Origin of the sequence: Sphingomonas horti, assembly GCF_009753715.1 — a bacterium.
Classification (GTDB): Bacteria; Pseudomonadota; Alphaproteobacteria; order Sphingomonadales; family Sphingomonadaceae; genus Sphingomonas_B; species Sphingomonas_B horti.
The window spans coordinates 13823-29729 of sequence record NZ_WQMS01000020.1 but is presented as its reverse complement, the minus strand read 5'-3'; the positions used below and the strand labels follow the sequence as shown (position 1 = coordinate 29729).

General features: G+C 70.4%; 17 protein-coding genes. 8 read left to right on the top strand and 9 right to left on the bottom strand.

Annotated elements, in window-relative coordinates; translation table 11 throughout:
• Positions 1 to 58: 58 nt before the first annotated feature.
• Together GON01_RS15615 and GON01_RS15610 are read right to left on the bottom strand one after the other, a co-directional pair.
• Positions 59 to 1480: an MFS transporter gene (locus GON01_RS15615; protein WP_157028324.1), complete on the bottom strand. Its 1422-nt coding sequence runs from the start codon at positions 1478 to 1480 to the stop codon at positions 59 to 61.
• Positions 1477 to 2313 carry an SDR family NAD(P)-dependent oxidoreductase gene (locus tag GON01_RS15610; protein ID WP_157028323.1) on the bottom strand — a complete coding sequence of 279 codons (837 nt, stop codon included), beginning with the start codon at positions 2311 to 2313 and terminating at the stop codon, positions 1477 to 1479. Before GON01_RS15610 ends, GON01_RS15615 begins: the two co-directional genes overlap by 4 nt.
• A gap of 147 nt (positions 2314 to 2460) precedes the next feature.
• Between GON01_RS15610 and GON01_RS15605 the strand changes: the two genes are divergently transcribed.
• Positions 2461 to 3249, top strand: coding sequence for an SDR family oxidoreductase (locus GON01_RS15605; protein ID WP_157028322.1), 789 nt, complete (start codon positions 2461 to 2463; stop codon positions 3247 to 3249).
• A gap of 59 nt (positions 3250 to 3308) precedes the next feature.
• On the opposite strand, the gene GON01_RS15600 is transcribed toward GON01_RS15605, so the two are convergent.
• The gene (locus tag GON01_RS15600; RefSeq protein WP_157028321.1) at positions 3309 to 3710 is read right to left on the bottom strand and encodes a PaaI family thioesterase; all 402 of its coding nucleotides are present in this window, start codon (positions 3708 to 3710) and stop codon (positions 3309 to 3311) included.
• Complete coding sequence (locus GON01_RS15595) at positions 3707 to 4138, bottom strand: PaaI family thioesterase (RefSeq protein ID WP_157028320.1); 432 nt, start codon at positions 4136 to 4138, stop codon at positions 3707 to 3709. The genes GON01_RS15600 and GON01_RS15595 overlap by 4 nt, the downstream gene beginning before the upstream one ends.
• A gap of 139 nt (positions 4139 to 4277) precedes the next feature.
• Here GON01_RS15595 and GON01_RS15590 point away from each other — a divergent pair, with 139 nt between their 5' ends.
• Together GON01_RS15590 and GON01_RS15585 are read left to right on the top strand one after the other, a co-directional pair.
• Entirely contained in the window at positions 4278 to 5810 is a 1533-nt protein-coding gene (locus GON01_RS15590; RefSeq protein WP_157028319.1) for an acyl-CoA synthetase, read from the top strand.
• A 120-nt stretch (positions 5811 to 5930) separates the two neighbouring features.
• Positions 5931 to 6722 carry a crotonase/enoyl-CoA hydratase family protein gene (locus GON01_RS15585; RefSeq protein ID WP_157028318.1) on the top strand — a complete coding sequence of 264 codons (792 nt, stop codon included), beginning with the start codon at positions 5931 to 5933 and terminating at the stop codon, positions 6720 to 6722.
• Here the strand turns inward: GON01_RS15585 and queE are convergent.
• Genes queE through hemC form a run of 4 tightly spaced genes read right to left on the bottom strand, consistent with a single transcriptional unit; the run spans position 6719 to position 9806 of the window.
• The gene (gene queE, locus GON01_RS15580) at positions 6719 to 7351 is read right to left on the bottom strand and encodes a 7-carboxy-7-deazaguanine synthase (protein ID WP_157028317.1); all 633 of its coding nucleotides are present in this window, start codon (positions 7349 to 7351) and stop codon (positions 6719 to 6721) included. The two genes, GON01_RS15585 and queE, sit on opposite strands and share 4 nt — an antisense overlap.
• 10 nt (positions 7352 to 7361) lie before the next feature.
• Positions 7362 to 8234 carry an MICOS complex subunit MIC60 gene (locus GON01_RS15575; RefSeq protein ID WP_157028316.1) on the bottom strand — a complete coding sequence of 291 codons (873 nt, stop codon included), beginning with the start codon at positions 8232 to 8234 and terminating at the stop codon, positions 7362 to 7364.
• Between the two features lie 10 nt (positions 8235 to 8244).
• On the bottom strand, positions 8245 to 8898 hold the full coding sequence (locus GON01_RS15570) for a uroporphyrinogen-III synthase (protein WP_157028315.1): 654 nt from the start codon (positions 8896 to 8898) through the stop codon (positions 8245 to 8247).
• Entirely contained in the window at positions 8895 to 9806 is a 912-nt protein-coding gene (gene hemC / locus GON01_RS15565; protein WP_157028314.1) for a hydroxymethylbilane synthase, read from the bottom strand. The genes GON01_RS15570 and hemC overlap by 4 nt, the downstream gene beginning before the upstream one ends.
• 165 nt (positions 9807 to 9971) lie before the next feature.
• Between hemC and tsaD the strand changes: the two genes are divergently transcribed.
• The gene (gene tsaD, locus GON01_RS15560) at positions 9972 to 11006 is read left to right on the top strand and encodes a tRNA (adenosine(37)-N6)-threonylcarbamoyltransferase complex transferase subunit TsaD (protein WP_157028313.1); all 1035 of its coding nucleotides are present in this window, start codon (positions 9972 to 9974) and stop codon (positions 11004 to 11006) included.
• Entirely contained in the window at positions 11003 to 11977 is a 975-nt protein-coding gene (locus GON01_RS15555) for an NAD(P)H-dependent glycerol-3-phosphate dehydrogenase (RefSeq protein WP_157028312.1), read from the top strand. The genes tsaD and GON01_RS15555 overlap by 4 nt, the downstream gene beginning before the upstream one ends.
• Here GON01_RS15555 and GON01_RS15550 read toward each other — a convergent pair.
• Entirely contained in the window at positions 11974 to 12132 is a 159-nt protein-coding gene (locus GON01_RS15550) for a DUF1674 domain-containing protein (RefSeq protein ID WP_157028311.1), read from the bottom strand. The two genes, GON01_RS15555 and GON01_RS15550, sit on opposite strands and share 4 nt — an antisense overlap.
• A gap of 56 nt (positions 12133 to 12188) precedes the next feature.
• Between GON01_RS15550 and GON01_RS15545 the strand changes: the two genes are divergently transcribed.
• From GON01_RS15545 to GON01_RS15535, 3 genes are all read left to right on the top strand, one after another.
• Positions 12189 to 13433, top strand: coding sequence for an RsmB/NOP family class I SAM-dependent RNA methyltransferase (locus tag GON01_RS15545; protein ID WP_157028310.1), 1245 nt, complete (start codon positions 12189 to 12191; stop codon positions 13431 to 13433).
• Positions 13434 to 13497: 64 nt separating this feature from the next.
• On the top strand, positions 13498 to 14160 hold the full coding sequence (gene rpe, locus GON01_RS15540) for a ribulose-phosphate 3-epimerase (protein ID WP_181600278.1): 663 nt from the start codon (positions 13498 to 13500) through the stop codon (positions 14158 to 14160).
• Entirely contained in the window at positions 14157 to 15887 is a 1731-nt protein-coding gene (locus tag GON01_RS15535; RefSeq protein WP_157028309.1) for a heparinase II/III family protein, read from the top strand. Before rpe ends, GON01_RS15535 begins: the two co-directional genes overlap by 4 nt.
• Positions 15888 to 15907: the final 20 nt, after the last annotated feature.

The following is a 15907-nucleotide window of genomic DNA, read 5'->3' as shown; positions in this document are numbered from 1 at the left end:
TCCGGGTCTGTTCCAGCCTTCTAGGCCGCGTTTCGCGGGGCTTTCCAGCCCCAAAAACTCACGGATTTCCGCCACTCTCGGCGGACGCTACGGCAAGCTTGGCCAGCCGCGCCTCGTGATCGGCCTTGCTGATCGGAAAGCGCGTGAACAGCCATGACGAAGCAAGCGCGATCAGCACTGCCAGCCCGGCAACGAAGCCGGTGAGTCGATCGAGCACGTCGATCGGCACCTGGCCCGGAACCGCCTTGGCGGGGAAGCCCGCGACAGAAAGCAGGATGCCCGACGCGAAGATGCCAAGGCCCGAGGTGCATTTCTGCATGAACAGCGCGCCGGCGTAGAACAGCCCCTCCTCGCGCATGCCGCTGCGTTCCTCCGACGCCTCGACCACGTCCGCGATCATCGACCCGATCAGCATCATCACGCACACGCCGAACCCGGTCGCGAGGCTGACCATCGCCAGCAGCAACGGCAGCATCACCGGGTCGCCGGGCTCGGGAAAGACGCGGGCGAGGCGCAGCCAGTAGGGCGTGGTGTTGAAGAAGACCGACAGCAGCGTCATGATCGCCGCGCCGCCGCGCTTGCCGAACGCGCGGGCGGTCGGCGTGACGATGAAGAAGGCGAGCAGCACGCCGCCGAACAGGCATACCGAATAGGTCAGGAAATCGACCGGCCGGAACAGCCAGACGAAACCCAACATATAATTGGACATCGCAAAGGCGATGCCCTGGTTGATATAGGCGAAGATGCCGGCGGCCATCAGCAGCAGGAAGGGCCGGTTGGCGAGCGTCGACAGGATCGCCCGGATCTCCTTGCCGACCGACATCGTCTCGATCCGCGCCTTGGGCGGATGGGCAAGCCTTTTGTGCGTGCCGATCGCCGAGGCGAGCACGCTGACAAGCATCACCACCGCACCGACCACGCCGTAATCATGATAGCCGGGGCCGGCGGTCGGCCCGGTCGGCGGCCGCAGCAGATAGCCGTAAGCGAGCATCAGCATCGCCAGCCCGCCCGCCCAGCCGAACACATAGCGGTAGCGGATGACGGCGGTGCGCTCGTGATAGTCGCGGGTTAGTTCCGGCACCATCGCGGCCGACGGCACTTCGTTGGTCGAGATCGCGGCGCGCACCAGGATCGCGACCACCACCAGATAGCCGAGCGTCGCCGCCGTGCCCGCCTGGGGCGGGTTCCACAGCAGCACCCAGCTGAGCGCGATCGGCAGCGCCGAGCCGTAGAGCCAGGGATGCCGCCGCCCGATCCGCGTGTGGGTGCGGTCGCTCAGGGACCCGATCGCCGGATCGACGAACGCATCGACGAACAGCGCGAGCATGATCGCGAAGCCGACCTGCTCCGCCGGCAGCCCGACCACCTGGTTGTAGAACAGCAGCAGGAACACGGAAAAACCATTGTCCTTGATGCCGTAGGCCACCGCGCCCAGGCCGTAGGACAGCTTGGTCGCGAGCGGAACGCGGGCGGAGGTCATGCGGCGGGTGCCAGCGCGGCGAGCGCTTCGAACAGGCCGGGCGTGTTCGGGTCCCAGCTGTGGCGCGGGCCCACCGACAGCCCGCCGTCGACCAGCAGATGCGTGCCGTTGACGAAGCCGGCATCGTCGCTGGCGAGGAAGCAGACGGCGGCGGCGATGTCCTCGGGCCGCCCCGCGCGCGCGACCGGCTGCGCCTGCTGGCCGACGCCCTGGATCAGCGCGTTCGCCTGATCCCGCGCCTGGCCCTCAAGCCCCAGCGACGCCGAAAAGATGTTGGTCGCGATGAAGCCCGGCAGCACCGCGTTCACCCGGATCCGGTCCTTGGCCAAGTCGGCGGCGGCAAGCCTGGTCAGGTGCAGCACCCCGGCCTTGGCGACCGAATAGGCGGTCGGCGCCGCGCCCGAGGCGAGCGCCGCGACCGAGGCGGTGTTGACGATCGCGCCGCCACCCTTCTTCGCCATCAGCGGCGCCGCGTGGCGGATGCCGAGCGCAACGGAGCGCAGCAGCAGGTCCATCGTCCGGTCCCAGCCGGCGGCGTCGATCTCGTCGATCTTGGCGCGCAGCCCGCCGGCGCCGGCATTGTTGAACAGGATGTCCGGCCCGCCCAGCTCCGCCGCCTCGGCGATCAGCGCGACGATATCGTCTTCGATGGTCACGTCGGTGCGGCGGAACCGGATACGGCCGTTGGAGGTCTCGGCCAGCTCCCGGCCGCCCGCCTCGTCGATATCGCCGGCGACGACGGTCGCGCCTTCCTCGGCCAGCCGCAGCGCCGTAGCCCGCCCGATGCCCGACGCCGCTCCCGTCACGACCGCGACCTTGCCGCTGAATCGCATCCGCCTCTCCTTTGTGTTTTACCGGGAGCATAGGCGGGCCGAAGGGGGCGTCAACGACGCTACGGCAGGGCCGCGCAAGTCGCCCAGGGTTGCGAAGGCGCCCCGATCCGCGGAAACCAGCGGTCAAATCGGCAAAGGAGAAGGCACATGGACATCGCGTCGTTCTTTCGGCTGGACGGCCGCGTAGCGCTCGTCACCGGCGGCTCGCGCAACATCGGCCGCTGGATCGCCGAGGGGTTCATCGCGCAGGGTGCGACGGTGTATATTTCCGCGCGGCACGCAGAGGACTGTTTCGCGACCGCCGAAGCGCTGGGGCCCAACTGCATCGCGCTGCCGCAGGACGTGTCGACCGTCGCCGGGTGCCGCGCGCTTGCCGGTCAGCTGGCCGAGCACGAGCAGCGGCTCGACATCCTGGTCAACAATGCCGGCACCGCCTGGGGGGAACCGTTCGAGCAATTCCCGGAAAAAGGCTGGGACAAGGTCATGGACCTGAACCTGAAGTCGCCCTTCTTCCTGACCCAGGCGCTGCACGGGCTGCTGAAAGCGGGGGCGGCGAGCGGCAGCCCGGCCAAGGTGATCAACATCACCTCGATCGACGGCCAGCGGCTGAACCCGTGGGAGACCTACAGCTATCACGCGTCCAAGGCGGGGCTGATCTATCTCACCAAGCGCATGGCCGCGCGGCTGATCGAGGACAATATCGTCGTCACCTCGCTGGCGCCCGGCGCCTTCCCGAGCCAGATGAACCGTGCCGCGCGCGACCATGGCGACGAGGTGGCGAAGGCGATCCCGTCGAAGCGGATCGGCATTCCCGAGGACATGGCCGCGGCGGCGCTGTATCTGGCCGCTCGTTCCGGCGACTATGTCGTCGGCGAGACGCTGACGGTGGACGGCGGTCTGGTGAGCGCAAAGGTGGGGGTGAGCATCGATGCATGAACCGTCACCCCGGCCTTGAGCCGGGGCCTACCTTCTGAGCAAGACAGGTGGGTCCCGGGTCAAGCCCGGGATGACGGCTCCGATCGCGCCAGCAACACGTTCATCCGCGCGACCGCGATCGGCTTGGCGCGGTCGTCCTGCCACGCGATTGCCTCGAGGTTCGCGACCCTCGTGCCGAGCCGGGCGATCGTGCCGACCGCGAACGTTTCCGCCTCGCGACCGCCGCGCATATAGTCGACGGTGACGGTGATCGGCTTGATCCGCGGCCGCTCCGCGTCCGGGAAGCGGGCATAGAGCGCGGTGAACGCCGCCATCTCCAGCAGCCCGCCGATCGCGCCGCCGTGCAGGAAGCCGGGCCGGCCCATCACGCCGACCGAAAACGGCATCAGCAGCAACGGCGCGCCGTGCTCCTCGCCAGCGACGCTCAGCCCCAGCAGCTCGGCATAAGGCGGCAGCTTCATGGGCTGGTGAACATATAGGTGCCGGCGACATGGGCGATCGGGTCGGCGGGGTCGCCGTCATGCGCCTGACCGCGCACGAAGGCGACGCTACGGGTGAGGCGATAGCATTCGCCGCGGCCGATCACCGCCTTGCCGGGCGTGGCCGGGCGCAGATAGTCGACGCGCAGGTCCAGTGTCGCCTGGGCACGGAAACGCTGCTGCCGGATCCAGATCGCCATGCTGGTCGCCATGTCCATCAGCGCGAGGATCGGGCCGGAGGCGAGCACGCCGCTTTCCTCGTCGCCGACCAGTCGCTCCGCATAGTCGATCGCCAGCTCCGACCAGTCGGCGCCGTGCGCGATATAACGGAGCCCCAGCAGCCCGCCATGCGCGCGCGACGCAAGCGTCGAGACGAAGCGTTCGGGATCGAAGGCGCTGTCGAGCGGCATGGCGCGGGATTAGGCAGGAGAGTCGCCGGGTGCAATGTTCGTCATCCCGGGCTTGACCCGGGACCCACCTTCACTTCTCCTGCGCAAAAGAAGGTAGGCCCCGGCTCAAGGCCGGGGTGACGCGGGAGAGGAACGGAACATGCACCCAACCCGCCACGCGGAGACCACGCCCGACAAGCCGGCGATCATCGTCGCGGAAACGGGCGAAGCGGTCAGCTATGCCGCGCTGAACCGGCGTTCGAACCAGGCGGCGCAATGGTTCCGCGCCGACGGGCTGCAGCCTGGCGACCGGGTCGCTTTCTTCATGGAGAACACGCCCGACTATTTCGCTTTGGTCTGGGGGGCGCAGCGCAGCGGGCTGTTGTTCGTCGCGATCTCCTCCAAGCTGACCGCGCCGGAAGTCGACTATATCCTGGCGGACAGCGGCGCCCAGCTGCTCGTCGCAAGCGGGGCGCTGGGCGCAGTCGCCGAAGCGCTGACGGCTGCGGTCAAGCGCTACAGCCATGGGGGCGCGATCGCCGGGTTCGATGCGGCCGAGACCGCGCTCGACCGCCAGCCGGCTACGCCGATTGCGGACGAAAGCGCCGGCACGGCGATGCTGTATTCGAGCGGAACGACCGGGCGGCCTAAAGGCATCCGCCGGCCGCCGCCGCTCGACCCGGCGATCGATGCACCGACGCCGCTGACGATGATCGCCAGCCTGTTCTTCGGCCTGGGGCCACAGACCGTCTATCTGTCGACCGCCCCGCTCTATCATGCCGCGCCGCTCGCCTGGACGATGACGGTGCAGATGCTGGGCGGCACGATCGTGCTGATGCACCATTTCGAGCCCGAGGCCGCGCTCGCCGCGATCGAGCGCTATCGCTGCAACGCCGGCCAGTTCGTGCCCACCCATTTCGTGCGGATGCTGAAGCTGCCGGACAACGTGCGATCCCGCTATGACGTGTCCTCGATGCAATGCGCGATCCATGCCGCCGCGCCCTGCCCGGTGCCGGTCAAGCAGGCGATGATCGCCTGGTGGGGGCCGGTTATCGACGAATATTATGCCGGCACCGAAGGCAATGGCTTCACCGCGATCAAGGCGGCGGACTGGCTGGCGCGGCCCGGATCGGTCGGCCGCGCGATCGGCGAGGCGAAGCTTCACATCTGCGACGAGGACGGCAACGCGCTGCCGCCCAGGCAGGAAGGCCTGGTCTTCTTCGAAGCCGAGCGGCAGTTCGAATATCACAACGACCCGGCGAAGACGGCGGAGAGCCGCAACCGCCATGGCTGGTCGACGTTGGGCGACGTCGGCTGGGTCGACGACGACGGCTATCTGTACCTGACGGACCGCAAGAGCTTCATGATCATTTCGGGCGGGGTGAACATCTACCCGCAGGAGATCGAGAATCATCTGGTCACCCACCCCTCGGTCGCCGACGTCGCCGTGGTCGGCGCGCCGCACGACGAGATGGGCGAGCAGGTGGTCGCGGTGATCCAGCCGATGGCGGGCATCGAGCCCGGCGCCGCCCTTGCCGACGAGCTGACCGCCTTCTGTCGCCAGAGCCTGTCCGGCGTGAAGACGCCTCGCCGCATCGACTTCGTCGAGGAATTGCCGCGCCACCCGACCGGCAAGCTCTACAAGCGGCTGATCCGGGATCGGTACTGGGGCAAGGAAAGCCGGATCGTTTAGCTCTCCGGCTTTCGCCCAACGCCGTTCGGGCTGAGCTTCTCGAAGCCCTTTCTTTCTTTTCGAAGCGGCCTGAAGAAGAAGGGGGGCCTTCGACAAGCTCAGGCCGGACGGAGTGTAGGAATGGCGCAGCGGGTAACGATCGGCTTTGAGGGCGGCGTCGCAGACGTCCGCCTCAATCGGCCGGACAAGATGAACGCGCTCGATCCGGCGATGTTCGAAGGGATCGCGGCAGCCATTGCCGACCTGGGCGCGATGAAAAGCCTGCGCGCGGTCGTATTGTCGGGCGAGGGCCGCGCCTTCTGCGCCGGGCTCGACATGGCGAGCATGGCGTCGGGCGGGGCGAGCGCGGGCAAGGACCTGCGCGACCGCACCCATGGCGCGGCCAACCTGTTCCAGCACGTCGCCTGGGGCTGGCGCGAGCTGAAAGTACCGGTCGTCGCAGCCGTGCACGGGATCGCGTTCGGCGGCGGCTTCCAGATCATGTCGGGCGCAGACATCCGCATCGTCCATTCGGCGACGCGCCTCTCGATCATGGAAATGAAATGGGGCCTGGTGCCCGACATGGCCGGCGTCGCGCTCTGGCGGACGCTGGTGCGCGACGACGTGTTGCGCGAGCTGACCTACACCGCGCGCGAGTTCACCGGCGAGGACGCCGTGCGGCTCGGCTTCGCGACGCGCATAGCGGACGACCCGCATGCCCAGGCAATGGCGCTGGCGCGGGAGATCGCCGCACGCAATCCCGACGCCGTTCAGGCCTCCAAGCGGCTCTACAACGCCTATTCGAACGACGCCGAGGCGCTGCTGATGGCGGAAAGCATCGAGCAGGCCGGCGTGATCCGCACCCCGAACCAGATCGAGGCGGTGCGCGCGAACGTGGAGAAAAGGGCGCCTGTCTTCCGCGACCGGCCCTAGCGTATCCCCACCACCTTGTGCGTCTGTACCGACAGCCGCCATTGCGGGTGCGCCATGCAATAGGCGATCGCGGCGGCGGTGTTCTCGGCGAGCGCGGGGCCGTCCATCGGCTGCAGCAGGAAATGGTCGAACGCGAGCGCTGCGAACCGCTCCGGCATCGCCTGCGGCTGCGGATAGACCAGCTTCAGCTCGTCGCCGGCCGTGATCTCCAGCGGAGCGTCGGCCTTGGGGCTGACGCAGAGCCAGTCGATGCCGGAAGGCGGCGGACAGGTGCCGTTGGTCTCGACCGCGATCTCGAAGCCGCGCGCATGGAGCGCCTCCGTCAGCGCCGCGTCGACCTGCAGCAGCGGCTCGCCGCCGGTCAGCACCACCATCTTCTCGCCCCCGCCCCCGCACCATTCCGCCGCCACGGCCGAAGCCAGTGCATCGGCGTCACGGAACTTGCCGCCGCCCGTGCCATCGGTCCCGACGAAGTCGGTGTCGCAGAAGGTGCAGGTCGCCTCGGCCCGGGCCTGCTCCCGGCCCGACCAGAGGTTGCAGCCGGCAAAGCGGCAGAACACCGCGGCACGCCCGGCATTCCGCCCCTCGCCCTGGAGCGTGTAGAAGATTTCCTTGACTGAATAGGCCATCGGCCCGCGATCACATGGTGGGGGGCGGTTCCGGCAGCAAGGGCGGCGGCGTGACAGGCGCGCGCGGCGTCAGGATCGCGGCGGTCTCGATCACGTCCAGCGCCTGGCGCGCCTGGATGTAGAGCCGGGCGGCACGCATCCAGTTCTGCGCCTTTGCCCGGCCGGGCAGGCGCGCGACTTCGACCAGCGCCTTTTCGACCTGTCCGCCCTCGAGCAGCCGCCGCGCGTGGCGCAGCCGCTCGGCCGGGATCGGCGAGGGCTGGCCGACCTTGCGCACCACCACCAGGTTCGCGAGCTCCCCCTTCAGCGATGCCCACCAGCCTTCATCGCTGGTGCCGCTGGTCAGCGACGGCGCCAGGTCGTCGAGCCCGAGCTGCAATTCCTCCAGCGTAATCGGGTCGCGCGACGCGGAGATGACGGTCGCCACCGCTTGCGGCTGGGTCGCGCCGAAGCGCTCGCGCAGCTGGCCCTCGATATAGCCGAGGCCGAGCCCGCGATCGAGTGCGCGGCGGGCGGCGAAGGCGATCAGCAGCCCTTCGGCGCGCGCGGCATTGTCGCCGGCGGCGTTGGCGCGCTCCGCCACGCGGTCGATTCGCGTCTCGATCTCGCCCACCCGCTGGCCGAGCGCCACCGTCTGGTTCGGATCGAGCGTGGAGGCGGGCGGCGGTGCCACCATCGGCACGGCCTGCGCCGTACGGGCCGGCTGCGGCGCGGGTGCAGTCGCCTGGGGCGGCCCGCCGAGCAGCCAGTTGCGCGCCGTGTCCCACCGGGAAAGCAGCCAGCCGGCAAGCAGCAGCCCGGCGATGAAAGCGACGATGCCGACGACGATCGGCACGCGGCTCCGCGCCGGCCGGACATCGAGCGAGGAATAGTCGGTGCTCATCTGGCCGCCATCATTGGCACAGCCGCGCCGCCGCCGCCAGCAGCGCGTCGTCGCTCGGTGCATCGGCGACCGTGGTCGCGGCCCAGCCATCGCCCGCGGCCGCAAGCACGGCCGCGCTGATCGCCGCGATCCGGCGACCGGGCCCGGCAAGCTCACGGAAGCGCCGGGCCGCGCGCGCGGAGTGCAGCAAGGCGACGGCGCCGTCGGCCAGCGCGTCCTCGAACGCGGCCGGCGGCGACACCGGTTCGGCGGCATAGACGATCCGCGTCTCGATCCGCAGCCCGGCAGGATCGAACGCGGTGCGGTCCTCGCCGGCGAGATGGAGCAGCGACTCGATGCCGTCGGCGAGGATCAGCGGAACCAGCTCCTCGATCCGGCCCGGGCCCGCGATCACCGACTCGAAGCCCGCGGCGCGCGCCGCGTCCGCCGTCGCCCCGCCGACGGCATAGGCCGGCACGGCGCGGTCGATGCGGTCGTCAAGCGCGCGGACCGCATTGGCGCTGGTGAGCAGCAGCGCGTCGAAGGGCGTGCCGGGCATCGTCCAGGCGCGCGGCACGATCCGGAACAGCGGCGCCACGATCGGATGCAGCCCGAGCGCGGCGGCGCGCGCGGCGGTCGCATCCGCGCCCGGCTGCGGCCGGAGCACGAGCACCGGTCGCGTCATCCGGCGAAATGGGCGCGGAGCCCGGGCGAGGCGCGGCCCAGCAGCTCCGCCGCAAGCGCGCCCGCGTCGTCAGGGTCGCCGATCGCCGCTTCGCCCTCCACCGATTCGCTGCCGTCCGGCATCAGGATCTGCGCCCGCAGCCGCCACCCATCGCCGTCCGGCACGGCCAGCGCTGCGACCGGCGAGCGGCAATCGGCTCCAAGCCGTGTAAGCAGCGCCCGCTCGGCCCGGACGCAGGCGTTGGTCGCAGCATCGTCGATCGCCGCCAGCCAGCCGCGGACCTCGGCATCGTCGCTCCGTGCCTCGATCCCCACAGCCCCCTGGGCCGGCGCCGGCAGCATCGTCTCGACCGGGATCGGCGCGCCGACTTCCGGCCGGCCGAGCCGGTCCAGCCCGGCCGCGGCCAGCAACGTCGCATCCGCCTCGCCGAGGTTCAGGCGCGACAGCCTCGTGTCGACATTGCCGCGGAACAGCACGATCTCGAGATCGGGCCGCAGCCGCCGCAACTGCGCGCTCCGCCTGGGCGAACTGGTGCCGACGCGGCCGGCCTGCCGGATCGCGTCGATCGAATCGGCGCCGATCAGCCGGTCGCGGACATCCGCGCGCGGCAGCATCGCCGCGATCACGATCTCGTCGGGCCGGATCGTCTCGACATCCTTCATCGAATGAACCGCGAAATCGATGCGCCCGTCGTGAAGCGCCAGGTCGAGCTCTTTGGTCCACAGCGCCTTGCCGCCGACCTCGGCGAGCGCGCGATCCTGGATGCGGTCGCCGCTGGTCTTGACCGGCACGATCTCGATCAGCGTCTCGGGCCAGCCATGCGCCGCCTCCAGCGCGCGCTTGACCATATGCGCCTGCGTCAGCGCCAGCGGCGACCCGCGCGTGCCCAGCCGGAGAGTGCGTTCCATGGGGTCCTCGTAGCGTCCCCGCCGACCTCCGCGAAGCGGAAACCCGATTTGCTCGCACGAAGAGCGCGAAGCGCACAAAGATGCTCTCTTCGTGCTCTTCCCGTTCTTTGTGCACAATCAGAGTCGAATTTCCGCTAGCGCGGAATCGGCGCTAGAGCGCCGGCAATGACACTCATACTGGGCCTTGAATCGAGCTGCGACGAGACCGCGGCCGCGCTGGTGACGGACGGGCGGGAAATCCTCGCGCACCGGCTTGCGGGGCAGGAGGCGGAACACACACCTTATGGCGGCGTCGTGCCGGAGATTGCCGCGCGCGCGCATGTCGAGGCGCTGACGCCGCTGGTCGAGGCGGCGCTCGCCGATGCGGGCAAGACGCTTGCCGATGTCGACGCGATCGCAGCGACTGCCGGGCCGGGCCTGATCGGCGGCGTCATGGTCGGGCTCGTCACCGCCAAGGCCCTCGCGCTCGCCGCGGACAAGCCGCTGATCGCGGTCAATCACCTGGAAGGTCATGCGCTGAGCCCGCGCCTGGCCTCGCCCGATCTCGACTTTCCGTACCTGCTGCTGCTCGTTTCGGGCGGCCATTGCCAGCTGCTGCTGGTCGAAAGCGTCGGCCGCTACCGGCGCCTGGCGACGACGATCGACGATGCGGCAGGCGAGGCGTTCGACAAGACGGCGAAGCTGCTCGGCCTCGGCTTTCCCGGCGGGCCGGCGGTGGAGCGGGCGGCGCGCAAGGGCGATCCGAAAGCGGTGCCGCTGCCGCGGCCGCTGGTCGGCACGCCGGACCCGCATTTCTCTTTCGCCGGATTGAAAAGCGCGGTCGGCCGTGCACGCGACGCCGGCCGCTGGTCCAACGAGGATATCGCCGCATCCTTCCAGCAGGCGGTGGTCGATTGCCTGGTCGACCGCACGAAAAGGGCACTCGACAAGGCGGATGGCGCAACAGCCCTGGTCGTCGCCGGCGGCGTCGCGGCGAACGGCGCGATCCGCGCGGCGCTGCAGACGCTCGCGGCGGAGCACGGCCTGCCCTTCGTCGCGCCGCCCTTGTGGCTGTGCACCGACAATGCGGCGATGATCGCCTGGGCAGGCGCCGAGCGGTTCGCCTCCGGCCTGACCGACCCGCTCGACACGCCGGCGCGGGCGCGCTGGCCGCTCGATCCGGGCGCCGCTCCGGCGCGCGGCGCGGGCGTGAAGGCATGACGATCGGCGTGATCGGCGGCGGCGCCTGGGGCACCGCTCTCGCCCAGGTCGCTGCGGAGAGCGGCGAGGTGCTGCTCTGGGCGCGCGAGCCGGAGGTGGTCGACGGCATCAACCGCGCGCGCGAGAATATCGTCTTCCTCCCGGCCGTGCCGTTGTCGCCCGTGATCCGCGCGACGGGAACGCTGGCGGACCTGACCGGCTGCGGGATGCTGCTGGTGGTGCCGCCCGCCCAGCATCTGCGCGCCGTGCTCGCCGGCCTGCCGCCGATCGAAAGCCCGCTGATCCTCTGCTCCAAGGGGCTGGAGGCCGGCACCCGCAAGCTGATGTCCGAAGTCGCCGCCGAAGTGCAGCCGCGCGCGCCGATCGCGGTCCTGTCGGGCCCGACTTTCGCGCATGAAGTCGCGGCGCGGCTGCCGGCGGCGGTCACGCTCGCCTGCGGCGACGAAGCGGTCGGGCGGGCCGTGGCCGAAGCGATCGCGCAGCCCTTTTTTCGCCCTTACCTCTCGACCGACGTGGTCGGCGCGGAGATCGGCGGCGCGGTCAAGAACGTGCTCGCGATCGCCTGCGGCATCGTCGAGGGGCGAGGCCTGGGTCAGAACGCGCGCGCGGCGCTGATCAGCCGCGGCTTTGCCGAGATGACGCGCTTCGGCCTGGCCAAGGGCGCGCGCGCCGAGACGCTGGCCGGCCTTTCCGGCCTCGGCGACCTGGTGCTGACCTGCTCGTCGACGAGCTCGCGCAATTTCTCGCTGGGCAAGGGCATAGGCGAGGGCCGCGCCGCCGCCGAGCTGCTTGCCGACCGCAAGTCCGTCGCCGAGGGCGCCTACACCGCACCCGTGCTGCAGCAGGCCGCACGGGAGATCGGCGTCGACATGCCGGTCGTGGACGCCGTCTGCGCGCTGCTCGGCGGCGAAGCGGCAGTGGACGACGTGATCGGCGGATTGCTGTCACGGCCGATCCGGGCCGAAAATTAGAAGTCGACCGCGATTCCCTTCAGTGCCCAGTCGCCATAGCGGGTCGGATCGAGGCCCAACGGGTCATCCTCGCGCTTGGCCGGCTCGGGCCGGGGCAGCGGCGGGTTCGGGCTCAGATATTTGGGCGGCTTCACATGCGCGGGGCGCTGGCCCATCGGAACGGCTCCTTGTCTTGAGCCGAAGATGGGCGCAGGAGCGCGCGCGAACAAGCATGAAGCCGAACTCCACTCCTCCGGGCGTCGACGCCCGTCGCGCCGCGCTGCGCCTGCTCGACGCGGTGCTGCGCCGCGGGTTGCCGCTCGAAGCTGCGCTGGACGGCGCCGCGGGCGATCTCGCCAAGCCCGAGGACCGCGGTCTTGCCCATGCGATCGCGGCGGAGACGCTGCGGCGCCTGCCCGATCTTGACGCGCTGATCGATTCGGCGACGCAGCAACGCCTGCCACCAGACGCCAAGGCACGGTTCGCGCTTCGCATCGCGCTCGTCCAGGCGCTCGCGCTCGGCACGCCGCCCCATGCCGCGATCGCGACCGTGCTGCCTTTGGTCGACGGCGGCCCGCGCCGCTTGGTGCACGGCGTGTTCGGCGCGCTGATGCGGCGCAAGGTCAGCCTCCCCGCCCCGCCGTCGCTGCCGCGCGGCGTCGCGGAGCGCTGGCTCGCCGCCTGGGGTCGCGACATGGTCGACGCCGCGCGCGCCGCCCTCGCCACGCCGCCGCCGCTCGACCTGAGCTTCGCGGATGCCGAGGTGGCGCGGAACTTTGCCGGCGACCATCTGGCCGAGCGCCACGCCCGCATTCCCCCGCAGAGCCGGGTCGCCGAGCTGCCGGGCTTTGCCGAGGGCCAGTGGTGGGTGCAGGACCTCGCCGCGTCCATTCCCGCCCGGCTGCTCGGGCCAGGCGAGGGCCGGACCGTGCTCGACCTCTGCGCCGCACCGGGCGGCAAGACGCTCCAGCTGGCGAGCGCGGGCTGGCGCGTCACGGCCGTGGACAGCTCCGCCAACAGGCTGGAGCGGCTGCGCGAGAATCTCCAGCGCACGCGACTTTCCGCAGAAGTCGTCGAAGCGGACGTGATGCAGTGGGAACCGGCCGCACCCGTCGACGCGATCCTGCTGGACGCGCCGTGCAGCGCGACCGGCATTTTCCGCCGCCACCCCGACGTGCTGCACCGCGTCCGCCCCAAAGTCATCGCAGACATGGCCGAGCTGCAGCGCGCGATGCTGGCGCGCGCCGCCGGCTGGCTGAAACCGGGCGGCACGCTGGTTTTCTCGACCTGCTCGCTGGAGCCGGACGAAGGCGAATCGCATCTGGAACAGGCGCCGCTGACGCTTCATCCGGTCGATCCGAACGAGCTGCCGGCGGGCGTCGCGCCGCATCCGGACGGCCATGTCCGCACACTGCCGGCCATGCTCGCGGAGCGCGGCGCGCTCGACGGCTTCTTCATCGCGCGCTTCAGACGCTAGGGATTGTGGATAAAGGCGCCACCGCGCTTCAAACGTGCGAGCAGAGCCACTAGGGCTTGTGTCCGTGCAGCAACCCGTCCGCATCGCGCCGTCCATTCTCTCCGCCGACTTCGCGCGGCTGGGCGAGGAAGTCCGCGCAATCGACGAGGCGGGCGCCGACTGGATCCATGTCGATGTGATGGACGGGCATTTCGTGCCCAACATCACGATCGGGCCGATGGTGGTGAAGGCGCTCCGCCCGCACACGGCCAAGCCCTTCGACGTCCACCTGATGATTTCGCCGATCGATGCGTATCTGGAGGCCTTCGCCGAGGCCGGCGCGGACACGATCACTGTCCATCCGGAGGCCGGCCCGCACCTTCACCGCACGATCCAGCGCATCAAGAGCCTCGGCAAGCGCGCCGGCGTGTCGCTCAATCCGGCGACGCCGGCCAAGATGCTCGACTATGTGCTGGAAGAGATCGACCTCGTGCTGGTGATGAGCGTCAACCCGGGTTTCGGCGGGCAAAGCTTCATCGAAAGCCAGCTCCGCAAGATCGAGGCGATCCGTAAGCAGATCGACAAGCTCGGCAAGCCGATCGACCTGGAAGTCGATGGCGGCATCGACCGGGTGACCGCGCCGCGTGCGATCGCCGCGGGCGCCGATGCGCTGGTCGCCGGCACCGCCACCTTCACGGGCGGGCCGCCGGCCTATGCCGGGAACATCCGAGCCTTGAGAGGGTCATGACCAAGCACGAGCCGATCGACCCGAGCGCGGATGGCATCGAGCAGGGCAAGCGGCTCATTCGCGTCGACGCCGATCGCGGCCACTCGCTCGCCCAGCGCATCGCCGAAGGCTTCCAGCGGCTGACCTGGCGCACGCCGCTCCACAAGCTGCGCCTGCGCGGCCGTTTTCCGCTGAAGCTGCTCGCCGCGCCCGACGATCCGATCGTCGGCGACCTGAAGGTGGGACAGGCGCTGCTGCAGGGCTGGATCACCTGGCGCGGCGAGCGGATCGCGGTGCGCGAGCTGAATTTCGCCGCGCTCCAGGGTTCGCCCGGCATGGTCGAGTATCTGCACAGCTTCGCCTGGCTCCGCGACCTGTCCACCGCCGGCACGCGCCAGCAGGGCGCGCCGGTCGCCGAGGCGATCATGAGCCGCTGGCTCGCCGCCCATGCCGAACATGTCGGCGGCCTCGCCTGGCGCGCTGACCTGTGGGGCAAGCGCATCCTCTACTGGACCGCGCACGCGCCGCTGATCCTGTCCAGCCGCGACCTGGTCTATCGCTCGGCGGTGCTGAACACGCTGGCGCGCGGCGCGCGTCATCTCGACCGCGCCGCGGACAAGGCGCCGGAAGGGCTTGGCCGCGTCGCCGCCTGGGGGGGGCTGATCGCCGCCGGATTGCTGATCCCCGGTGGCGACCCGCGACGGGCCTTCGCCGAAGCGGGCCTGGCGCGCGCGCTCGGCCAGTCGTTCGGCGAGGATGGCGGGATCGCCTGCCGCTCGCCCTCGGCGCTGCTCGACGCGATCGGGCTGCTGAGCCTGTTGCGCGCCGCTTATGATGCGCGGCGGCAGGACCCGCTTCCGGCGATCGACGAGACGCTGGCGCGGGCTGTGCCGGCGCTTCTGGGCGTCACCCACGGCGATGGCGGCCTGGCGAGCTGGCAGGGCGGCCTGCCGTTCGACCAGGCGCGGATCGCCGCCACCATCGAGGCATCGCGGGTGCGCGCGCGGCCGCTGCGCCAGGCCCGGCAATGGGGCTATCAGCGGCTCGCCGGCGGCGCGACCACCGTCTCGATGGACGCGGCGCCGCCGCCTGCCTCGCGCGCGGCGAGCGGCGGCTGCGCCTCCACCCTGGCGTTCGAGATGTCGGACGGTCCACACCGGCTGGTCGTCAGCTGCGGCGGCGCGCGCAATCCCGGCGCGATGCTGCCCGCCAACCTCGCGGAGGCGCTCCGCGCGACCGCGGCGCATTCGGCGCTGATCGTCGCCGATGCGAATTCGACCGCGGTCCACCCAGACGGCAGTCTCGGCCGCGGCGTGGTGGAGGTCGAGATCGACCGGCAGGAGCTCGAATCGGGAAGCCGGATCGAAGCGAGCCATGACGGCTATGTCCGCCGCTATGGCCTGGTCCATCGTCGCCAGCTCGCGCTCAGCGTCGACGGGCGCCAGCTGTCGGGCGAGGACATGCTGCTTCCCGCCGGCCGCCGCAAGCGCGCGGCCCCGTTCGCGATCCGCTTCCATCTGGCGCCTGAGGTCGAGGTCACGCTGACCGCCGACAGCCAGGGCGCGCTGCTCCGCATCGACGACGGCCCACTCTGGCAGTTCCGCTGCAAGGGCGGCGTCCTCTCGACCGAGGAAAGCCTCTGGGTCGACGCGACCGGCCGTCCCCGCGAGACGCAGCAGCTGGTCGTCACCGGCGAATCGCCCGCGGGGGGCGCGAACGTCAGCTGGCTGTTCAAGCGCGCGGGTTAGAATTTCTAAACTTCGTTCCG